The organism is Micromonospora sp. NPDC007220, assembly GCF_040634035.1.
GTDB classification, from domain to species: Bacteria; Actinomycetota; Actinomycetes; order Mycobacteriales; family Micromonosporaceae; genus Micromonospora; species Micromonospora reichwaldensis.
In genome coordinates, this window is record NZ_JBEYEU010000003.1 from 52,941 (window position 1) to 72,561 (window position 19,621).

Below are 19,621 nucleotides of genomic sequence, written 5' to 3' on the forward strand. Positions count from 1 at the left end.
GACGGCGGACCGGCCCCGGCGCCACCCCGTGCGGGGTGGCGCCGGGGCCGCCCGTTGATGGCTGGCCCTGGCCTATTGTGCGGCCAGACCGTTGCGTCGGATCACCTCGGCGTACCACCTGGCGCTGGACTTGGGAATGCGGACCTGGCTGTCGTAGTCGACGTGGATCATCCCGAACCGCTTGGTGTAGCCCCAGGCCCACTCGAAATTATCCATCAGCGACCAGGCGAAGTACCCGCGCAGGGGCACCCCGGCCTCGATCGCCTCGTGCGCGGCGCGCAGGTGGGCGTCGAAGTACGCCAGCCGGTCGGCGTCGTCGACCTGCCCGTCGACCACCTCGTCCACGAAGGCCGAGCCGTTCTCGGTGACGTAGAGCGGCAGGTCCGTGTACTCCTCGTGCACCCGGCGCAGCGTCTCCACCAGGCCGGGGGCGTCGATCTCCCAGTTCATGTCGGTCACCGGGACGCCCCGGGTGACGAACCGGACGTCCTCGCTGCCCGGCCAGCACGACGGCGCCCGCCAGTACGGCTCCGGCTCGGCGTCGGGATCCGGCGCGGCGACGACGTGGCGGCTGTAGTAGTTGACGCCGACCACGTCCAGCGGGGTGGAGATGGTCGCCAGGTCCCCGTCGCGCACGTGCCCGAAGTCGGTGACCTTGGCGAGGTCGGCCATCAGGTCCGCCGGGTAGGACCCGCGCAGCAGCGGGTCCAGGAAGAAGCGGTTGGCCAGCCCGTCGATGCGCCGCGCGGCGTCGACGTCGGCGGGCGCCTCGCTGGCCGGGGTGACCGGGTAGAGGTTGACCGTCACCCCGACCTCGGCGGTCGGCCGGGCCGCGCGCAGCGCCTGCACCGCGAGGCCGTGGCCGAGCATCAGGTGGTGTCCGGCCCGTACGGCGTCCGCGCCGTCCGAGCGGCCCGGCGCGTGCACCCCGGAGCCGTAGCCGAGGAACGCCGAGCACCACGGCTCGTTCAGCGTGGTCCAGTAGCGCACCCGGTCGCCGAGCGCGTCGGCGACCAGCGTGGCGTAGTCGGCGAACCGCGCGGCGGTGTCCCGGGCCGGCCAGCCGCCGACGTCCTCCAGCGGCTGCGGCAGGTCCCAGTGGTAGAGGGTCAGCCACGGCTCGATCCCGTGCCCCAGCAGTTCGTCGACGAGCCGCCGGTAGAAGTCGAGCCCCTCGGCGTTGGCCGGGCCGGTGCCGCCCGGCTGCACCCGCGGCCAGGAGACCGAGAACCGGTACGACTTCAGCCCCAGCTCGGCCATCAGCGCGACGTCGGAGCCCAGCCGGTGGTAGTGGTCGCAGGCCACGTCACCGGTGTGCCCCTCGACCACCCGTCCCGGGGTGTGGCTGAAGGTGTCCCAGATCGACGGGGTCCGGCCGCCCTCGGCCGCCGCGCCCTCGATCTGGTACGCGGCGGTGGCCGCGCCCCAGAGGAAGCCGGGCGGGAAGGTCAGCGGCGGACGGTCGTCGACGACGCCGACGGCGGGTGGGCTGGCGGGGTTGCTCACGACTTGACGGCACCTTCCATGATGCCGCCCACGATCTGGCGGCCGAACACGATGAACACGATCACCAACGGTAGAGTGCCGACCGCCGTGGCGGCGAACACCTGCGAGTAGTCGGTGTAGTAGGCGTACGACAGGAAGGCCAGCGAGACCTGGAGCGTCGGGTTCTCGGAGGTGAGCACCGCGTACGGCCACAGGAACGAGTTCCAGGTCTCCATGAACGTCAGCAGGCCGAGCACTGCGGCGGCCGGCCGCAGCGCGGGCAGCACGATGCTCCAGTAGATGCGGAAGGTGCTCGCCCCGTCCACCCGGCCCGCCTCGATCAGCTCGTCGGAGATGGCCTGGGTGGCGTACTGCCGCATCATGAACACGCCGAACGCGCTGACCAGGAACGGCACGGTCACCGCGTAGAGGGTGTCGAACCAGTTGAGGTCCTGGATCATGCCCCAGAGCGGGATGAGGCCGAGCTGCGTCGGGATCATCATGGTGACGATGATCGTCAGCAGCAGGGCGTTGCGGCCCCGGAAGCGCAGCTTGGCGAAGGCGAAGCCGGCCAGCGAGCCGGTGATCACCACGGAGACCGTCACGATGCCGGAGACGATCACCGAGTTGAGCAGGCCGGTGAGGAAGTTCGCCGCCTCGTTGTCGAGTACGCGGCCGAAGTTGTCGCCGAACGACCCGGACGGCGTGACCGGTGGCGGGACGTCGTTGATCGAGTCCAGGCTGCGGGTGGCGATGACCACCATGTAGTAGAACGGGTAAATCGAGAACAGCGTCGCCAGGACGAGCGCGACGTAGGTCAGCGGGCTGGTGCGCCACAGGCGCCGGGATGCCGAGTTCATCTGGGCGTTCCTCACTTCACCGTGCGGCGGACGAGCAGGAAGTTGATCCCCGAGACGAGGGCGATCATCAGGAACATCGCCCAGGCGACCGCGGCGCCGTAGCCGGCGGTGTTGAGGTTCTCGATGCCCAGCTCGTACATGTACATCGCCAGGGTCTGGAACTCGCGCTGGTCGCCGCCGATGATGTTGCCGTTGGCGAAGACGAGCGGCTCGGTGAAGAGCTGGAGCCCGCCGATCGTGGAGAGGATCACCACGAAGACGAAGGTCGGGGTGAGCATCGGCAGGGTGATCCGCCAGAACTGCTTCCACTGGCTGGCGCCGTCGAGCGCCGCCGCCTCGTACAGGTCGCGCGGGATGGCCTGCATGCCCGCGAGCAGGATCAGGGTGTTGTAGCCGGTCCACCGCCAGTTGACCATGGAGGCGATGGCGGTCCAGGAGCTCCAGCGTTCGGCGTCCCAGTCGACCGCGTCGATCCCGACGAAGCTCAGCAGCCAGTTGATCACGCCGAAGTCGCGCTGGAAGAGCATGCCGAAGACGATCGCCACGGCGGCGACCGAGACCACGTTCGGCATGAAGATCGCCATCCGGAACAGCGTGCGCGCGCGCAGGAAGGTGCGGTTGAGCAGGTTCGCCAGGAACAGGGCGAGCAGCAGCTGCGGGATGGTCGACAGCAGGAAGATGCCGAAGGTGTTGAGCGTGGCGTTCCAGAAGTACTCGTCCTTGACCAGGGCGACGTAGTTGTCGAACCCGATGAAGCTGTGGTCGCCGATCAGGTTCCAGTCGTGCAGGGACATCCAGGCGGTCCGCAGCATCGGGTAGAGCCCGAAGATGCCGAAGACCACGAAGAACGGCGCGATGTAGAGGTACGGCGAGTACTTGAGGTCCATCCGGGTCAGCGAGTGCGACCGGGACCGGCGCCGCGCGGGCGGGCGGGGTGGCGGTGCGGCGGGAGACGGCGGCGCCGTCGTGGCCGAGAGGCTCATGCGGGGTCCTTTCCCGGCGTCGGCACGGGCGCGCGCCGACGCCCAGGCGCTCTTACGCGAAAACGGGACGGCGCCGATGGCGTCCGGGGCGGAACGGGGACGGCGCCGGTGGCGTCCGGGTGTGTGGACCCGGACGCCACCTGGCGATGAGGTGGGTCAGAAGGCGCCCTGCGTCTTGGCGTCCTTCGCGAACTGCTCCCAGGCCTTGTCCTTCGTGGCCTGTCCCTGTTCGTACGAGCGCAGCGCCGGCTCGAACGCGTTCTCCTTCACCGCCTGGTGCTTCGGGCCGAGGTGCAGCGGCTGGATCTTGGCGACGCTCTCACCGAAGATCTTGCCGGTCGGCGCGTTGTTGAAGTACTCGTTGGTGTAGGCGAGGAACTCCTGGTTCTTCAGCGCCTCCAGGTTGGTCGGCAGCGGGCCCTTGAGCTTGAACGCCGCCACCTGGCTCTGCGCATTGGTCAGGTACTCGGCGAGCTTCGCCGCCTCCTTGGGGTACTTGCTCTGGGTCGGCACGCCGAGCCAGGAGCCACCCCAGTTGCCGGCGCCGCCGGGCACCGGGGCGACGTCCCACTTGCCCTTGTTCTGCGGGCCGGAGTTGTCCGCGACGATGCCGAGCATCCACGACGGGCAGAAGGTCGCCGCGAAGGTGCCCTGCTTGAAGCCGGCCGACCACTCCGGCGACCAGGTGGCCGTCTCGGCGGTGATCTTGGCGTCGGCCATCGCGACCGCGGTGTCCCAGGAGGTCTTCACCGCCGCGCTCTTGTCCGCGACGACGTTGTCGTCCTTGTCGTAGAACAGCTCGCCGCCCTGCTGGAACATCACCGCGCTGGCGGCGGTGGTGACCGAGTCGAGCAGTCCCTTGCCGGTGGCGGTGCGGTACTTCTTACCGGTCTCGATGAAGGCGTTCCAGTCCGGCCAGAGGGCCGCGACCTGGTCCCGCTCGACCGGCAGCTTGGCCGCCTGGAAGAGGTCCCGGCGGTAGCAGACGGCGAGGCTGCCGACGTCGGTCGGCAGGCCGATCAGCCGGCCGTCGGGCGCCTTGCCCAGCTCCCACTTCCAGGGCAGGTAGTCCTTGCTGTGGTCGGAGACCAGCGGGGCGAGGTCGGCCCAGTTGGCCGGGTTGGCCTTGAACTCGTTGAGGATGCCCTCTTCCAGGGCGACCACGTCGGCCGCGCCCTTGCCGGTGGCGAGCGCCCGCACGATCTTCGGCCGGTACTCGTTGAGCTGGGCGGTCTTGCGCAGCTCGACCTTGATGCCGGTGTCCTTCTCGTACTGCTTGATGATCTCGTCGTAACCGAACTCGCCGAACGTGTCGACGACCAGCTTGGCGGGCTTCTCGCCGGCCGCTGGCGCGTCGTCGTCCTTGCCGCAGGCCGCGAGACCGCCGATGGCGGTTATCGCGGCCAGGGCGGCAGCCGCCATGCGGGTGCGCCGCGTGGTGAGGCTCATCGGAGACCCCTCTTTCGGTGGTGAGGCTGACTGGGTGTGGTGGGGGGTGCCGTGCGCGCCGTCTGCACCGGTCGGGGCCGGTGGTCGACGTCCGGAGCGGGGCGCGGGTGAGTCGTGCCACGTTCGCGGGAGCGCTCCCATGAGATTGCCGGCGGGTGTCGAAGGTGTCAATAGGCCCATGGGAGCGTTCCCAGATCGTTACCGCGTGTGCGTACACCCCGACTGCCGCACGTCGCGGGCCGACCCGCCGGGCGGCGCCACCTGGGCACCCGCCCCGTTGAAGCGGTTCAGCAGGCCCGGACGCGGGCGACGGACACGCTGAGCGGCCCGTCGCGCACCCTGCGTGCGGCCGGAACGCGCCGCAGCCGAACCGGCCCCAACGCGCCGCAGCCGAAGCGGCCGGAACGCGCCACAGCCGAAGCGGTTCAGCGGCAGCAGCGGTTCAGCGGCAGCGGCGGGGGTGCGCGGCGAAGGCGGCGCAGGAGTTCAGCAGAAGCGGCGGGGGCGCGCGGCGAAGGCGGCGTGGCGGTTCAGCAGAAGCGGCGCAGCAGGGTGCCGGCCCGGCCCGCATCGAAGGCGGCCGGGTCGAACCGGTCGCCCACCCGGTCCCGCGCCTCCGGGTGCCCGGGGTGGGCCGGGTCCGTCAACGCGGCCAGCAGCGCCTGGTAGCCGGCCGGGCCGCCGACGTCCTCGGACGGGCACGCCCGCTCGCCGTCCAGGCAGGACGGGTACCGCTCGTCCGGATCGGCCGTGAAGGCGTCCTCCACCACCAGGTCGTGCTCCCACCAGTCGCCGAAGTCGTACGTGTAGTGGAAGCGGCTGCCCTTGCCGAGCACCGCGTCGAGGCGGACGTCCAACTCGTCGCGCAGGGCCAGCTCGCCGTCGGGATCGGGCTCGCCGTACTGGCGACCCTCGATCTCGAACGAGTGCAGGTGGCAGTCCCGCCAGCCCATGGCGTGCTGCACCACCCGGTGCAGCCGGTCGAGGGTGTAGCCGCCCGGGACGAGCACCCTGCGCCAGACGGGCGGCCGGACCCCGGCCAGGGAAATCTTCAGCTGGAAGATCTGACGCGGCATGCTGTCCCATCCTTCCTCGGCATAGGCTGCGGGCATGATCTGCCGAGCGTGCCGGGCCAGGCGGCACGACGACTGTCCGGGGCGGAACTGGTGCGACTGCCAGCACCGTACCCCCCGACCCACCCCTCCCGTCACCGGTCCGGCCGGCGAATGAACGTCGGAATCCCGATTTCGGCGCTCTGGCCGCGGGCGTCGGCGCGACCGCTGGACGACGCCGCGCTCACCGCGCTCTACGGCCGCTCCGACCGCCCCCACCTGCGGATGAACTTCGTGACCAGCGTGGACGGCGGTGTCTCCGTCGACGGCTACTCCGCCGGGCTCTCCGGCGAGCCGGACAAGCGCGTCTTCGGGCTGCTGCGCATGCTCTGCGACGCCCTGCTCGTGGCCGCCGGCACGCTGCGGCACGAGGGCTACCGGGCGGTACGCCTCAACGAGCGGCGCCGGGCGTGGCGCCGCGAGCACGGGCTCGCCGAGTACCCGACGCTGGTCGTCGTCTCCGGCTCGCTCGACCTCGACCCGGCGCAGGCCGCGTTCGCCGACGCGCCGGTGCGGCCCGTGGTGCTCACCCGGGCCGACGCCGTGGCACCCCCCGGCCTGACCGGGGTCGCCGACGTGGTGCGCTGCGGCGACGGCCGGGTCGACCTCGCGGCGGGCCTGGCCGAGCTGCGCCGCCGCGGCCTCGGCCAGGTGCTCTGCGAGGGCGGCCCGCAACTGTTCGGCGCGCTCACCGCCGCCGACCTCGTGGACGAGGTCTGCCTCACCGTCGCCCCGCTGCTGGCCGGGGCGGGCCCGGGGCGGATCACCGCCGGCGACCCCAGCGACGTACGCCACCTGCCGCTGCGACACGTGCTCGCCGCCGCCGACGGGGTGCTCATGCTCCGCTACGCCCGCGACCGACCGTGACCGGGCGGGCACCCTGCGGTTGACGAGCGCCGATGGCGGGGTGGCGTCCGCCGCGTCGCGTGGCAACGTGTCGTACTCCTCGGGCAGGATGCAGGGCGTGTGCCCCGACCGCGACGACCAGCCGACCGGAGTTGCCCGATGACTGACGACGGGTTCGACGGCCCGGGCGAGGTGGTCGGCCGGGTGCTGGGCACCGCCGATGCCACCCCCCTGCAGTTCTGGACCGCGGTCTCCCCTGACAGCTACCTCCAGCTCGACGACGTCGTGGTGACCCGGCGGGAGCTGCCCGACCGCGAGCCGGTGACGATCGCCGGGGTGGTCACGCAGGTCCGCGCCCGGCACGAGGGCGCCCAGTTCGACTCCGACGTCTTCGCCATCGCCGACGGCACGCTGCCCGCGCAGGTGCAGGAGGCCGCCGAGATCACCACGACCCGTGTCGACCCGGAGCTCTACGTGCCGCCGTCGCCCGGTGCGGTGGTGCACCGCGCCGAGGGTGACGCCCGGGCCCGGGCGCTGCACTTCGACCGGATGGAGCGGCGCATCCCGATGGGTATGGGCCGCGACGGGGTGCCGGTCTACCTCAACGCCGACTTCCTCGACGGCAGCCGGGGCGCGCACGTGTCGATCTCCGGCATCTCCGGGGTCGCCACGAAGACGAGCTTCGCCACCTTCCTGCTCTACTCGGTCTTCCGCTCCGGGGTGCTGGGCGGCGACGCCGTCAACGCCAAGGCGCTCATCTTCAACGTCAAGGGCGAGGACCTGCTCTTCCTCGACCATCCCAACACCCGGCTGGACGACCCCACCCGCGCCGCGTACGCGAAGCTCGGCCTGGCCGCCGGCGCGTTCCCGGACGTGCGGGTCTACGCCCCGCCCCGGGTGGGCGACTCCTCCGGCACGCCCGACGTGAGCAGCCGCCTCACCGGGGTGGACAGCTTCTACTGGACGCTGAGCGAGTTCTGCGCCGACCGCCTGCTGCCCTACGTCTTCGCCGACGCCGACGACGAACGCCAGCAGTACACGATGGTGGTGCACTCGGTCACCGCCCACCTGGCCCGGCACGCGCAGCCCGCCGACGGCGGCATCAGCATCGACGGGGTACGGCTCGGCTCGTACGCCGACCTGGTCGACCACGTCGTCGAGCAGCTCAACGACGACGAGACCCGCTCCGACTGGGCCGGCAGTGCCGTCGGGCTGGGCACGGTCAACGCGTTCGCCCGGCGGTTGATCGGCAGCAAGAAGGACCTGTCCCGGCTGATCCGGGGCGACCTGGCCACCCGCCGCCCGCACTCGATCAACACCGCCGAGAGCGCCCAGGTCACCGTGGTCGACCTGCACAACCTCCCGGACCGCGCGCAGCGGTTCGTGGTCGGCGTGACGCTCAAGAGCGAGTTCGAGCGCAAGGAGAAGGCCGGCACCGCCAAGCCGCTGCTCTTCGTGGTGCTCGACGAGCTCAACAAGTACGCCCCCCGCGAGGGCTCCTCCCCCATCAAGGAGGTGCTGCTCGACATCGCCGAGCGGGGCCGCTCGCTCGGGGTGATCCTGGTCGGCGCCCAGCAGACGGCGAGCGAGGTGGAGCGGCGGATCGTCACCAACTCGGCGATCCGGGTGGTGGGCCGGCTCGACCCGGCCGAGGCGTCCCGCCCGGAGTACGGCTTCCTGCCGCCCGCCCAGCGCCAGCGCGCGCTGCTGGCCAAGCCGGGCACGATGTTCGTCAACCAGCCCGACATCCCGGTGCCGCTCTGCCTGGAATTCCCGTTCCCGGCCTGGGCCACCCGGGTCTCCGAGGCCGGCCGCGCCCCGTCCGAGACGCTCCGGTCGATCACCCAGTCCGTCGACCCGTTCGCCGTCGTCGGCTCCGGTGGCGGCACCTCCGACGACGACATCCCGTTCTAGGGGGACATACCCGTGAAGATCCTGCACACCTCCGACTGGCACGTCGGCAAGGTCCTCAAGGGGCAGTCGCGGGCCGAGGAGCACAAGCGGGTCCTGGCCGGCGTGATCGACGTCGCCCGCGCCGAGTCACCCGACCTGGTCATCGTCGCCGGTGACCTCTACGACACCGCCGCCCCGACGCCCGAGGCCACCCGGCTGGTCACCCGGGCCCTGACCGCGCTGCGCCGCACCGGCGCCGACGTGGTGGCCATCGGCGGCAACCACGACAACGGCCAGGCCCTCGACGCGCTGCGGCCCTGGGCCGAGGCCGCCGGCATCACCCTGCGCGGCGGGGTCCGGGACAACCCGGACGAGCACGTCGTCGACGGCACCACCGCCGGCGGTGAGCGCTGGCGGCTGGCCGCGCTGCCGTTCCTCTCCCAGCGCTACGCCATCCGCGCCGTGGAGATGTACGAGCTGACCGCCGCCGAGACCACCCAGACGTACGCCGACCACCTGGGCCGGGTGCTGGGCCGGCTGACCGAGAGCTTCACCGAGCCGGACCGGGTGCACCTGGTCACCGCCCATGTCACCGTGGTCGGGGCGACCACCGGCGGCGGGGAGCGCGACGCGCACACCGTGCTGGGCTACGCGGTGCCGGCGACCGTCTTCCCGGGGACGGCGCACTACGTGGCGCTGGGCCACCTGCACCGCTCGCAGCGGGTGCTGGGCCCCTGCCCGATCCGCTACAGCGGCAGCCCGCTGGCGGTCGACTTCGGCGAGCAGGAGAACGTGCCGTCGGTGACCGTCGTCGAGGTCACCGCGACCACGGCGGCGCAGGTACGCGAGGTGCCGGTGACCGCCGCCACCACGCTGCGGACGGTCCGGGGCACCCTGGCCCAGCTCGCCGAGATGGACGTGCCGGACGCCTGGCTGCGGGTCTACGTGCGGGAGCAGCCGCGCGCCGGGCTGCGCGAGGAGGTGCAGGAGCTGCTCCCGCAGGCCCTGGAGATCCGGATCGACCCGGAGCTGCTGCCCGCCCCGGGCAGCGGCACGCGGGTGGCGCAGCGGGCGGGCCGCTCGCCCCGGCAGCTCTTCGCCGACTACCTGGACAGCCGGGGGCACACCGACGACGGGGTGCGGGAGCTCTTCGACGAGCTCTTCGAGGAGGTCGAGCACTGATGCGGCCGATGCGGCTGGACATGGCGGGCTTCACCGTCTTCCGCGACGAGACCACGATCGACTTCACCGACGCCGACTTCTTCGCGCTGGTGGGGCCGACCGGGTCCGGCAAGTCGACGGTGCTGGACGCCATCTGCTTCGCCCTCTACGGCACGGTGCCCCGCTGGGGTGGGGCGCGCGGGCTGGGCAACGCCCTGGCGCCGTCGGCCACCGAGGCGCGGGTCCGGCTGGTCTTCGAGTCCGCCGGTTCCCGCTACGTGGCGACCCGGGTGGTCCGCCGGGACGGCCGGGGCAACGTCAAGACGGCCAACGCCGGGTTGCAGCTGATGCCGGCCGGTTTCGACGTGACCAAGCTCGACACCGGGCTGAGCCCCGACGACCTCGGCGAGGTGGTGGCCGGCACCCCCGCCGAGATGGAGCAGGCGGTGCTGGAGGCGGTCGGGCTGCCGTACGAGCAGTTCACCAGCTGCGTGGTGCTGCCGCAGGGGCAGTTCGCGGACTTCCTGCACGCCAAGCCGGCCACCCGGCAGCAGATCCTGGTCAACCTGCTCGGCCTCGGGGTCTACGAGGACGTGCAGAAGCGGGCGACCGCGCGGGCCGCGCAGGCCGAGGCGAAGCTGGAGGCGGTCGACCAGGCGCTCGCCGGGCTCACCGACGTCGACGACGCCGCGCTGGAGGCGACGACCGGGCGGGTCGACCGGATGCGGGAGCTGGCCGGGGCGGTGGCGGGCGCCGTACCGGAGCTGGAGGCCGCCCGGGCGACGGCGCGGGAGGCGGGCGCGGCCCTGGCGGCGCTCGACGCCGACCTGGCGGTGCTGGCCGCCGTGCGCGCGCCGGACGGGGTGGCGGAGGTGACCCGGGCGGTCGCGGCGGCGCGGACCGGCGCGGACGAGGCGGCGACGGCCGTGTCGCTGGCCGAGGAGCGCGAGGAGAAGCTGCGCGGCGAGCTGGCCGCCGCCGGCGACGAGAGCGCGCTGCGGCTGCTGCTGCGGGCGTACACGGATCGGGAGAAGCTGGCCGGCGAGGCGGAGGCGGTCCGCGCGGCGGTGACCGGGGCGCAGGCCGAGCACGGCGCGGCGGTGGCGGCGCTGGCCGAGGCGCGGGCGGCGGCCGAGCGGGCCGAGGCGGAGCTGGAGGCGGCCTTCCGCGCCCACGAGGAGGCGAAGGCGACCGACCAGGCGGTGGCGCTGCGCGCGCACCTGCGCGCCGGGGCCGCCTGCCCGGTCTGCGAGCAGACCGTCGCGTCGGTGCCGGCGGTGCCGGCCGACTCGGCGGTGGCCGCCGCGACGGCGGCGGGACGGGCGGCGCGGGCCGCCAGCAAGGCCGCCCAGTCCGTGGTGCAGGAGCGCGACGGCGCGGCCCGGGAGCTGGAGCGGGTGCTGCTGCGCGCGCGGGCCCGCCAGGACCAGGTGCAGGCGCGGCTGGCCGAGCTGGACGACCAGCTGACCGGGGCGGCCGAGCCGGCGGTGCTGCGCCGCGAGCTGGACGACCACGCGCGGCTGCGCCGGGCGCTGGAGGAGTCGGCGGCGGCGGTGCGGGCCGGCCGGGACGCCGCCCGGCGGGCCCGGGCGGCGGTGGACGCCGCCGAGGAGCGGCTGCGGGCGACCTGGCGGGCGTTCGACGCGACCCGCGACGGGCTGGCCCGGTTCGGGCCGCCGACGGCGGACCGGGAGGACCTGGGCGCCGCGTGGGCCGCCCTCACCGGATGGGCCGGCGAGGAGTCGGCGCGCCGCCGCGCGGAGCGGGCCGGGCGGGCCGCGGCGGTGACGCAGGCCGAGGCGGTGGCCGCCGGCGTCGGCGAGCGCATCGCGGGCGTCCTCGCCGCCGCCGGGCTGCCGCCCACCGACGATCCGCTACGCGCCACCGACCGCGCCCTGGAGCGGGCCGAGGCCGACCTGCGCGAGCTGGAGCGGCGCCGGGAGCAGGCGGGTGGCCTGCGCGAGCAGCGGGCCGGGTACGAGCGCGAGGCGCAGGTGGCGCGGGCCCTCGCGGGGCACCTGCGGGCCAACAACTTCGAGCGGTGGCTGCTCGCCGAGGCGTTGGACCTGCTGGTCGACGGCGCCTCGGGCATCCTGCGGGAGCTTTCCGGCGGGCAGTACGACCTGGTGCACGACAAGGGCGAGTTCTTCGTGGTGGACCACCACGACGCGGGGCTGCGCCGGGGCGTGCGCACCCTGTCGGGCGGCGAGACCTTCCAGGCGTCGCTGGCGCTGGCGCTGGCGTTGTCGGAGCAGCTCGCCGGACTGTCCACGACGGCGGCGAGCCTGGAGTCGATCGTGCTGGACGAGGGCTTCGGCACGCTCGACGCGGCCACCCTCGACACGGTGGCCGCCACGCTGGAGAGCCTGGCCGCCCGGGGCGACCGGGTGGTCGGGGTGGTCACCCACGTGCCGGCCCTGGCCGAACGCATCCCGGTCCGCTTCGAGGTCAGCAAGGACGCCCGATCGGCGCGCGTCGAACGGACCGGCCGGTGAGCGGGGCCCGGGCGCGCGCGACGGAAGGATCGCTGCGGTGACCGATCCCCGGTTCTTCGTCGACGCGTGGGATCCGGCGTACGGCGCCTCGTTCGAGGCGGCGGGCGGCGGCGGTCCCGCGGCGCCGAGCAGCGCTCAGGTCGACGCGGACGCCGAGCTGCCGGCGGTCGACTGGCGGGCGATCGGGCCGCGTCCCGGCGTACGGGCCCCCGACGTGGTGCTGCTCGTCGACGGGGTGCGCCGGATCGACGCGAGCGTGTGGACGGCGGAGGACGACGGGGCGTCCTTCCCCGGCCTGGCCGCGTCGTACGCCGCCGGGGTGGTCCGGTGCGACCTGGAGCGCGGCGCGGCGCAGCTGGCCGGCGCGCGGGTCGGCCGGGGGCTGTTCACGGCCAGTCCCTCGGCGGTGGACGTGGTGGCCGGCAGCGTCCGCTACCCGGTGCACCGGGTCAGCGGCACGGGCGAGCTGAACAAGCTCCCGGCCGCCGTGCAGGGGCCGCTGACCGCGCTCGAGGTGGAGGTCTCGGGGGCGGCCCGCACCGACGGCGACCTGCTGGTGGTCGACGGCCCGCTGCGCAACCGGCGGCAACTGCCGCGCACGGTCGGCTACATCAAGACCCAGCACAGCCAGTACCTGGACGCCCGGCTGACCGCCGTGGTCACTCAGCTGGCGGCCGGTGAGCGCTCCCCGGTGTTCAAGCTCGGCACGGCCTGGGGCGGCTGGTCGTGGTATCTGCGGCTGCCGGTGGCCCTCGGCGCGCCGTGGGCGGGCATCGTCCGGATGGAGTGCTCCGCCGAGCTGAGCGTCGACGAGGCGGTGGGGTTGGCCGACCTGTCGCTGGTCACGCTGCCCCGCTTCGCCTCCACCCCCTACAAGGACCCTCGGGCGCCGCAAAATCTGATCCCGATCGCCGGCCTGGAGCGCCGGCTGCGGGCGCTGCTCGGCGACGCGCGGCTGTTGCACCGGGTGCTCACCGCCGCCGCCCGGGGACGGCGCTGATGGGACGCAAGCGGGCGGCCGACACGGTGGCCGCGCGGGTGGACACCGGCCAGGCCGAGCTGGTGCCCGATCCGGACCGGCCGGGATCGTGGACCCTGCTGCTGGACGGCGCCCCGCAGTCGCACGTGGACCTGGCCGACCCCACGCACCTGGAGTTCGAGTACGTCCGGCGGCTCGCCGCCGCGATCGACCTGGTGGCCCCGGCCGGCGCGCCGCTGCGGGTGCTGCACCTCGGCGGCGGCGCGCTGACCCTGCCCCGCTACGTGTCGGCAACCCGGCCCGGCTCCACCCAGCGGGTGGTCGAGGTGGACGGCGCGCTGGTGGAGCTGGTCCGTCAGGCCCTGCCGTGGCAGCCGGATCCCCGGCTCAAGGTGCGGGTGGCCGACGCCCGCGCGGTGCTCGCCGCCAGCCGGGACGCCAGCTACGACGTCGTGGTGGCCGACGTCTTCGCCGGTGCCCGCACCCCGGCCCACCTGACCTCGGTGGAGTACGCCGCCGAGGTGGCCCGGGTGCTGCGGCCCACCGGCTTCCACCTGGCGAACGTCGCCGACGGCCCGCCGCTGCGTCACGCCCGGGCGCAGGTCGCCACCCTCCGGTCGGTGCTGCCCCGGGCCTGCCTCGTCGGCGACGCGGCGGTGCTGCGCGGGCGGCGCTACGGCAACCTGGTGCTGGTCGCCGGCAGGGTCGAGCCGCCGGTGCCGGAGCTGACCCGGCGCGCCGCCGGGGACTGGTTCCCCGGTCGGGTGCTGGCCGGCGGGGAACTCGACCGCTTCGCGGGCGGGGCGCCGGTCGTCCGCGACGCCGACGCCACCGACTCGACCCCGCCGCCGCCCGGGATCTTCTCCGTGCGCCGCTGAGCGGAGTCCGCTCCGTGCGCCGTCGGGCGAGGTGCCCAACGCCGGGTGCGGGTGCGCCGGGTGCGGGAGCGGAATCTTTTCCGCGTGCCGTTGATCCGTTCGCGTGGGCGATGCGTACCAACGGGCGGCCGTGCCCGTGGGAGGCGGCCGATGTCATCGGACACCCGGAGGTCTGCATGCACGCGGTGGCGGCCGGTTGGCACGGCGACAGGGCGCGACCGGACTGGATGTCCGCGCGGTCCCAGTCCCGGCCGGACGCGGCGGCACGCGGGGTCGACGCCCGCCAGGCGCCTCGCCAGAATGGGCCGGTGACGCCGAAATCCGCCCCGGGGCGCCACCAGGCGGCACCGTCCACCGAGGCGGGTCACTCGGACCGACTGATCCGGCTGCTCTACGCCGAGCACGCCGGGCCGCTGCTGGCGTTCGTCATGCGACTCACGGGCGGCGACCGGCAGCGGGCGGAGGACATCGTCCAGGAGACGCTGCTGCGGGCGTGGCGCAACGCGCACCGGCTGGGCGTGCAGGGGCAGGGCTCGCTGCGGCCGTGGCTGGTCACGGTGGCCCGGCGGATCGCCATCGACGAGCACCGCAGCGAGCAGGCCCGGCCCGCCGAGACGTACGACCGGGACCTGACGGCGTTCGCCGAGGCGGACAGCACCGACCGGGTGCTGCGCACGATGACGGTGGCGGACGCGCTGCGTACGCTGAGCCAGTCGCACCGGGAGATCCTGGTGGCCACGTACTTCCGGGGTCGGACGGTGCCGGAGGCGGCCGAGGAGCTGGGCCTTCCGCTCGGCACCGCCAAGTCGCGGGTCTACTACGCGCTGCGCGCGCTGCGCACGGCTCTGCAGGAACGGGGGGTGACGGAATGAGCCGGGCGGACCACATGGACGTCGCGGCGTACGCGCTCGGCGTGCTGGACGAGCGCGACACGGAACGGTTCGAGGAGCACCTCGCCACCTGCTGGGCGTGCGCCGCCGAGCTGGAGACGATGGTGCCGGTCGTGGGCCTGCTCTCCGACATCGACGGCGAGACGATGGCCGCGCTGGAGCAGACCCGTACCGACCCGGCCCTGCTGGACCGGACGCTGGTCGCGGTCCGCGCCCACCGGCGGCGCAACCGGTTCCGGCAGCTGCTCGCCACGGCGGCGGCGGTGCTGGTCCTCGGTGGGGCGACCGGGCTCGGCTTCGCCAGCATCGCCGGTGACAGCGCCCCCGAGGTGGTGGCCGAGCCGACCGCCACCGCGCAGGTCGCCCCGCCGACGGTCAGCCGCTCCAGCGATCCGAACGACCCGGACATCGGCGGGACGCTGCCGGAGGGCGACCCGGTCAACGTCGTCGACCCGACCACCGGCGTCGAGGCGAGCTTCTTCGTCGTGTCGAAGGACTTCGGCACGGGCGTGGACTTCATCCTCGCCAAGCTGCCCGGGCCCCGGACGTGCCGGCTCGTCGTGGTGCGGAAGAACAACAGCACCGAGGTGGTCTCCACCTGGTCGGTGCCCGGCACCGGGTACGGCACCAACGCGCGTCCCGAAAAGCTGAGCCTGTCGGCGTCGACGTCGACGCGACTCGACGACATCAAGCAGTTCCAGGTGCAGTCGGTGGACGCCGGCGGGGTGGCGAGCCCGCTGGTCACGGTGCAGATGTAGCACCCCGTCGCGGAATCGGCGCCGGTCAGCCCGCACGACCGGCGTCGATTCCGCGTGCCGTTTCCACGAATGCCGTTGACGGAAACCGCACTCGTCGCGGGAAACGGATTTCCGGCCCGTTCGGTTCAACGATTTCCCGTGACATCGACCACGCTTTCGCATTCAACCTTGACAACGCTCTATCCGTATTGACCGGTGAACCGCATCAACGAGGAGGGCACGTGGCACAGATGAAGCGAACCGTCATCGTGGCGAGCGCGATGGTCGCGTTGACGGCCTGCGCTCCCGCCGGTTACGAGGGGGCGAACCCGGGCGCGGCCAACCCGGTCGCCGTGACCGCCGCCGAACCCACCGCGGCGGCCGAGCCCTCGGTCTCGCCGTCCCCGGCCGCCGACGCGCCGCCCGCCGACGCGGACCTGACCGAGGAGCTCAACGGCCGGAAGGTCGCCCGGATGGGCAGCGTGGTCACCGACCAGGACGGGTGGATCCTCTACCGCTTCGACAAGGACACCAACGACCCGCCCTCGTCGAACTGCGTCGACAAGTGCGCCCAGTTGTGGCCCCCGGCGCTGACCGACGGCGACCCGGAGCTCAACGGCGTCTCCGACGACAAGGTCGGCACCGTCACCCGTCAGGACGGCACCCGGCAGATCACCCTCGGCGGCTGGCCGCTCTACCGCTACGTCGGGGACAAGAAGCCCGGCCAGTGGAAGGGCCAGGGCGTCGGGGGCACCTGGTTCGTGGTCGCGCCGGACGGCAAGAAGAACCTCAGCTGCCTGCCGCCGGGAACCCCGAAGCCGGTCGCCCCGCCGTCCGACGACAAGGCCGGGCAGGGCGACTCGAACTACTCGTACTGACGTCACGGTCCCGGTGGCCGGTCCCGGCGCGGCCGGTCGCCGCCCCGGGACCGGCGACGGCACCGGGCCGGCGTGCGCCCGGCGGTGTCGCCGGTCACGGGGCGGGGACGTGACAGCATGTGCGGGTGACCGGGACCGAACCCACCGCGCGTCGGGAGCTGCGCCCGCCCGCCGGGTACCGGCTGGCCGCGTCGGTCCGGGCGCTGACCTTCAGCCCGTACGACCCCTGTGCGCGCGTCGCGGCCGGCACGTTCTGGTGGGCCGCCCGCACCCCGGACGGTCCGGCCACCCTCGCCCTGCGGCCGGCCGGCGGCGCCCTGCTCGCCGAGGGCTACGGCCCGGGTGCCGACCGGGTGGTGCAGTGGGCCGACGCGATAGCCGGGCTCCGCGACGACGTGAGCGGGTTCGGGGCGCTCGCCGCCGCCCACCCCGTGGTGGCGCGGCTCGCGGCCCAGCACCGGGGGCTGCGCATGCCCGCCACCGGGCAGGTCTTCCGCCAACTGCTGCGGGCGGTCTTCGAGCAGAAGGTGACCGGCAAGGAGGCCTACCGGGCGTACGCGGCGACGGTGCGGCACTTCGGCGAGGCGGCGCCCGGGCCGATGCAGCCGCTGCTGCTGCCGCCCGAGCCGGCGGCGGTGGCGGCCACCCCGTACTGGGTGTTCCACCCGTTCGGCGTGGAGCAGCGCCGGGCCGAGACGCTGCGCCGCGTGGCGGCCGTCGCCGACCGGCTGGAGCGCTGCGCGGACTCCGCCGAGGCCACCCGCCGGCTCACCGCCGTCGCCGGCATCGGCCCGTGGACCGCCGCCGAGGTGGTGCGCATCGCGTACGGGGACCCGGACGCGGTCAGCGTCGGCGACTTCCACGTGCCGAACACGGTGGCCTGGGCCCTGGCGGGCGAGCCGCGCGGCGACGACGCCCGGATGCTGGCCCTGCTGGAGCCGTTCCGGGGGCATCGGGGGCGGGTCTGCGTGCTGCTGGCGGCCGGTGGCGTCCAGGCGCCGAAGTACGGTCCGCGGATGCCGATCCGCTCCTTCGCCCGGTTCTGACCGGGTCCCGGCGGGCGTCGCGGCGGCGGATGCCGGCGCCGACAGGTGACGACGTGCGGGTCAGGGTCGGGCGCAGAGACGGCGCAGGGTGCGGCCGAGCCACCAGGCGTACGCCCGCTGGAAGGCCCGACCGGCCGGCCCCGCGGCGCGCATGACCCACCGGTCCGGCCGGCTGAACGCGACCACCTCGAACCAGACGCGGCCGGCGGCGTCGCGGCTGACCACGAACGCCTCCTCGCCGCGCGCCGGGTGCCCGGGCAGCGTGCCGTACCCGAAGCCGGCCCGCCGCCCGTCGTCGACGGCCCAGACCACCTCGCAGGGCGCGGCCAGCCGCAGCGGGCCGACGCCCAGCCCGGAGACCACCCGGATCCCGGGCGCGGCGCGCTCGGCGGCGGCGTCGATCCGGATGCCGGCCGCCCGGTGCAGGCGCCAGCCGAGCACGGCGTCCCCGGCCGCCGGGAAGCAGGAGTCGGGCAGCCGGACCCGGTGCCGCACGTGCCGCCAGCCGGCCGGCAGCTCGCCGGTCTCGGTGGCGCCGACGTGCGGATAGGTCAGTGCCGGCACGGCGCACCCCCACGGCTCGACGGGACACCGCCAGCGTACGGGCGGCGCGGGCGGCCCGCCCGACGGCCTGTGGTTGGCTGTCGGAGTGATCATCGAGCCGCGCATCGCTCCCGCCGACGTCACGGACGCCGGCGAGATCCTCACCGTGCAGCGCGCCGCGTACGTCACCGAGGCGCAGCGCTACGCCGACCCGTTCCTGCCCCCGCTGACCGAGACCCTGGACGAGGTGCGGGCCGCGCTGGCGGGCCCGACGACGGTGCTCACCGCCCGGCTCGGCGACCGGCTGGTCGGCTCCGTACGGGCGCACGTCGACGGCGACACCGCGCACATCGGCCGGCTCTCCGTGGCCCCGGACCAGCACGGCCGGGGCGTCGGCGGACGGCTGTTGCGCGCGGTGGAGACGGCCTGCGCAGCCCGGGTGCGCCGCTTCGCGCTCTTCACGGGCGCGGACACCGAGCAGAACCTGCGGTTCTACCACCGGCACGGCTACCAGGTGGTCGGGCACCGCCCGGACGCGAACGGCATCCGGCTCGCCCAGTTGGAGAAGGCGGTCAGTCCCGCTCGCAGCGGCGCCTGAGCCCGTCGGCCTCCATCCGCAGGTAGCGGCGCATCAGGTCGCCGTAGAGCCAGCCGACGGGCCCGGCGAGCGGCCCGGACTGCGTGAGGGCCAACTCGACGCGGCTGCGCCCGTCGGGCAGCGGCAGCACCCGGTGCTCGCCGAGCGTGCGTACCCCCGGGCTGCCCGAGACCCAGGAGAACGACCGGCCCTCGGTCAGCTCGGTGACCCGCCACACCGCCGGTCGCAGCTTCGGCTGCGCGAGCCGGGCGGTGGCGCCCACCGCGAGCGGTCCCGCCTCTCCCCGTTGCGCCCGGCGCACCGAGGGCGTCCACTCCGGCCACCGCTCGACGTCGACCAGCACCGCCCAGACCCGTTCCGCCTCGGCGGCCACCTCCGTACCGGCCTCGAACCGCATCGCGCCCCCTCCCCGTGTCGGCGCCCGGCGGCGCCGCTGCCAGTCTCGACGACGCCGCGCGCGGGATCGTGACGAGGCGCCCGCCGGCCGGTCCGTGTCCGCCGGCGCGCGGGGGTGCCGGGTCGGCGGGTCGCCGGGCGTCCGCCGGGCTCGGCCGCCGCCGGGTCAGGCGGCCTCGCGCAGGTCGGCCAGCCCGAGGGGGGTACGCCGGCGCAGCAGTTCCTCCAGCTCCGCCACGGAGCCGGCCTCGCCGAGCACGTCCTTGCCCCCGCCGAACTGGCGGGGATAGCGGCGCACCAGCCGGTACCGGTAGCGGCCCCGGATCAGCTCGACGCTCACCCGCCACCGCCCGCAGCACCCGCAAACCCACTCCGACACCCCGCGAAGGTAG

At 74.2% G+C, this 19,621-nt stretch carries 19 protein-coding genes; 11 read left to right on the forward strand and 8 right to left on the reverse strand.

The genetic code is table 11. The annotated features are described in order from the left end of the window. Positions 1-72: 72 nt before the first annotated feature. The 5 genes from ABZ573_RS08635 to ABZ573_RS08655 all read right to left on the reverse strand — a co-directional run bounded on the left by ABZ573_RS08635 (position 73) and on the right by ABZ573_RS08655 (position 5,853). Positions 73-1,506 (reverse strand): GH1 family beta-glucosidase, encoded by a 1,434-nt coding sequence (locus ABZ573_RS08635; RefSeq protein WP_358116869.1) that lies wholly within the window; start codon positions 1,504-1,506, stop codon positions 73-75. Then, positions 1,503-2,345, reverse strand: coding sequence for a carbohydrate ABC transporter permease (locus tag ABZ573_RS08640; RefSeq protein WP_151457311.1), 843 nt, complete (start codon positions 2,343-2,345; stop codon positions 1,503-1,505). The genes ABZ573_RS08635 and ABZ573_RS08640 overlap by 4 nt, the downstream gene beginning before the upstream one ends. 11 nt (positions 2,346-2,356) lie before the next feature. After that, entirely contained in the window at positions 2,357-3,328 is a 972-nt protein-coding gene (locus ABZ573_RS08645; RefSeq protein WP_151457310.1) for a sugar ABC transporter permease, read from the reverse strand. 156 nt (positions 3,329-3,484) lie between these two features. Further along, positions 3,485-4,777, reverse strand: a complete 1,293-nt coding sequence (locus tag ABZ573_RS08650) for an extracellular solute-binding protein (protein WP_151457309.1) — start codon at positions 4,775-4,777, stop codon at positions 3,485-3,487. A 530-nt stretch (positions 4,778-5,307) separates the two neighbouring features. Next, entirely contained in the window at positions 5,308-5,853 is a 546-nt protein-coding gene (locus tag ABZ573_RS08655; protein WP_151455585.1) for a plasmid pRiA4b ORF-3 family protein, read from the reverse strand. A 150-nt stretch (positions 5,854-6,003) separates the two neighbouring features. Between ABZ573_RS08655 and ABZ573_RS08660 the strand changes: the two genes are divergently transcribed. The 10 genes from ABZ573_RS08660 to ABZ573_RS08705 all read left to right on the forward strand — a co-directional run bounded on the left by ABZ573_RS08660 (position 6,004) and on the right by ABZ573_RS08705 (position 17,692). Then, positions 6,004-6,756, forward strand: coding sequence for a pyrimidine reductase family protein (locus tag ABZ573_RS08660; RefSeq protein WP_358116873.1), 753 nt, complete (start codon positions 6,004-6,006; stop codon positions 6,754-6,756). A gap of 138 nt (positions 6,757-6,894) precedes the next feature. Further along, positions 6,895-8,649 carry an ATP-binding protein gene (locus tag ABZ573_RS08665; protein WP_327030916.1) on the forward strand — a complete coding sequence of 585 codons (1,755 nt, stop codon included), beginning with the start codon at positions 6,895-6,897 and terminating at the stop codon, positions 8,647-8,649. A 12-nt stretch (positions 8,650-8,661) separates the two neighbouring features. Next, positions 8,662-9,810 (forward strand): exonuclease SbcCD subunit D, encoded by a 1,149-nt coding sequence (locus ABZ573_RS08670; RefSeq protein ID WP_151455588.1) that lies wholly within the window; start codon positions 8,662-8,664, stop codon positions 9,808-9,810. Beyond that, on the forward strand, positions 9,810-12,284 hold the full coding sequence (locus ABZ573_RS08675; protein WP_358116878.1) for an SMC family ATPase: 2,475 nt from the start codon (positions 9,810-9,812) through the stop codon (positions 12,282-12,284). Before ABZ573_RS08670 ends, ABZ573_RS08675 begins: the two co-directional genes overlap by 1 nt. A 37-nt stretch (positions 12,285-12,321) precedes the next feature. Continuing rightward, on the forward strand, positions 12,322-13,284 hold the full coding sequence (locus ABZ573_RS08680) for a hypothetical protein (protein WP_132233139.1): 963 nt from the start codon (positions 12,322-12,324) through the stop codon (positions 13,282-13,284). Then, positions 13,284-14,141 carry a fused MFS/spermidine synthase gene (locus ABZ573_RS08685; protein WP_327030913.1) on the forward strand — a complete coding sequence of 286 codons (858 nt, stop codon included), beginning with the start codon at positions 13,284-13,286 and terminating at the stop codon, positions 14,139-14,141. Before ABZ573_RS08680 ends, ABZ573_RS08685 begins: the two co-directional genes overlap by 1 nt. Before the next feature lie 176 nt (positions 14,142-14,317). Then, positions 14,318-15,013: a sigma-70 family RNA polymerase sigma factor gene (locus tag ABZ573_RS08690; protein ID WP_151455592.1), complete on the forward strand. Its 696-nt coding sequence runs from the start codon at positions 14,318-14,320 to the stop codon at positions 15,011-15,013. Further along, positions 15,010-15,789: a zf-HC2 domain-containing protein gene (locus tag ABZ573_RS08695; RefSeq protein WP_151455593.1), complete on the forward strand. Its 780-nt coding sequence runs from the start codon at positions 15,010-15,012 to the stop codon at positions 15,787-15,789. Before ABZ573_RS08690 ends, ABZ573_RS08695 begins: the two co-directional genes overlap by 4 nt. A 221-nt stretch (positions 15,790-16,010) precedes the next feature. Next, a complete protein-coding gene (locus ABZ573_RS08700; RefSeq protein ID WP_151455594.1) occupies positions 16,011-16,646 on the forward strand; it encodes a hypothetical protein in 636 nt (211 codons plus the stop codon). Positions 16,647-16,771: 125 nt separating this feature from the next. Further along, a complete protein-coding gene (locus ABZ573_RS08705) occupies positions 16,772-17,692 on the forward strand; it encodes a DNA-3-methyladenine glycosylase 2 family protein (protein WP_358116883.1) in 921 nt (306 codons plus the stop codon). A gap of 60 nt (positions 17,693-17,752) precedes the next feature. Here ABZ573_RS08705 and ABZ573_RS08710 read toward each other — a convergent pair whose 3' ends face one another. After that, complete coding sequence (locus tag ABZ573_RS08710) at positions 17,753-18,256, reverse strand: DUF1990 domain-containing protein (protein ID WP_327030911.1); 504 nt, start codon at positions 18,254-18,256, stop codon at positions 17,753-17,755. An 85-nt stretch (positions 18,257-18,341) separates the two neighbouring features. Between ABZ573_RS08710 and ABZ573_RS08715 the strand changes: the two genes are divergently transcribed. Beyond that, positions 18,342-18,833, forward strand: a complete 492-nt coding sequence (locus tag ABZ573_RS08715) for a GNAT family N-acetyltransferase (protein ID WP_358116886.1) — start codon at positions 18,342-18,344, stop codon at positions 18,831-18,833. Here the strand turns inward: ABZ573_RS08715 and ABZ573_RS08720 are convergent. Then, positions 18,808-19,230 (reverse strand): SRPBCC family protein, encoded by a 423-nt coding sequence (locus tag ABZ573_RS08720; RefSeq protein WP_151455598.1) that lies wholly within the window; start codon positions 19,228-19,230, stop codon positions 18,808-18,810. The two genes, ABZ573_RS08715 and ABZ573_RS08720, sit on opposite strands and share 26 nt — an antisense overlap. Before the next feature lie 165 nt (positions 19,231-19,395). Beyond that, positions 19,396-19,608 carry a hypothetical protein gene (locus tag ABZ573_RS08725; RefSeq protein ID WP_132233121.1) on the reverse strand — a complete coding sequence of 71 codons (213 nt, stop codon included), beginning with the start codon at positions 19,606-19,608 and terminating at the stop codon, positions 19,396-19,398. Positions 19,609-19,621: the final 13 nt, after the last annotated feature.

Excerpts from the sequence above, each read along its gene's own strand:
- ABZ573_RS08640 (WP_151457311.1), bottom strand. The coding sequence starts at position 2,345 with ATGAACTCGGCATCCCGGCGCCTGTGGCGCACCAGCCCGCTGACCTAC.
- ABZ573_RS08645 (WP_151457310.1), bottom strand. The coding sequence starts at position 3,328 with ATGAGCCTCTCGGCCACGACGGCGCCGCCGTCTCCCGCCGCACCGCCA.
- ABZ573_RS08650 (WP_151457309.1), bottom strand. The coding sequence starts at position 4,777 with ATGAGCCTCACCACGCGGCGCACCCGCATGGCGGCTGCCGCCCTGGCC.
- ABZ573_RS08655 (WP_151455585.1), bottom strand. The coding sequence starts at position 5,853 with ATGCCGCGTCAGATCTTCCAGCTGAAGATTTCCCTGGCCGGGGTCCGG.
- ABZ573_RS08660 (WP_358116873.1), top strand. The coding sequence starts at position 6,004 with ATGAACGTCGGAATCCCGATTTCGGCGCTCTGGCCGCGGGCGTCGGCG.
- ABZ573_RS08665 (WP_327030916.1), top strand. The coding sequence starts at position 6,895 with ATGACTGACGACGGGTTCGACGGCCCGGGCGAGGTGGTCGGCCGGGTG.
- ABZ573_RS08675 (WP_358116878.1), top strand. The coding sequence starts at position 9,810 with ATGCGGCCGATGCGGCTGGACATGGCGGGCTTCACCGTCTTCCGCGAC.
- ABZ573_RS08685 (WP_327030913.1), top strand. The coding sequence starts at position 13,284 with ATGGGACGCAAGCGGGCGGCCGACACGGTGGCCGCGCGGGTGGACACC.
- ABZ573_RS08690 (WP_151455592.1), top strand. The coding sequence starts at position 14,318 with ATGCACGCGGTGGCGGCCGGTTGGCACGGCGACAGGGCGCGACCGGAC.
- ABZ573_RS08695 (WP_151455593.1), top strand. The coding sequence starts at position 15,010 with ATGAGCCGGGCGGACCACATGGACGTCGCGGCGTACGCGCTCGGCGTG.
- ABZ573_RS08720 (WP_151455598.1), bottom strand. The coding sequence starts at position 19,230 with ATGCGGTTCGAGGCCGGTACGGAGGTGGCCGCCGAGGCGGAACGGGTC.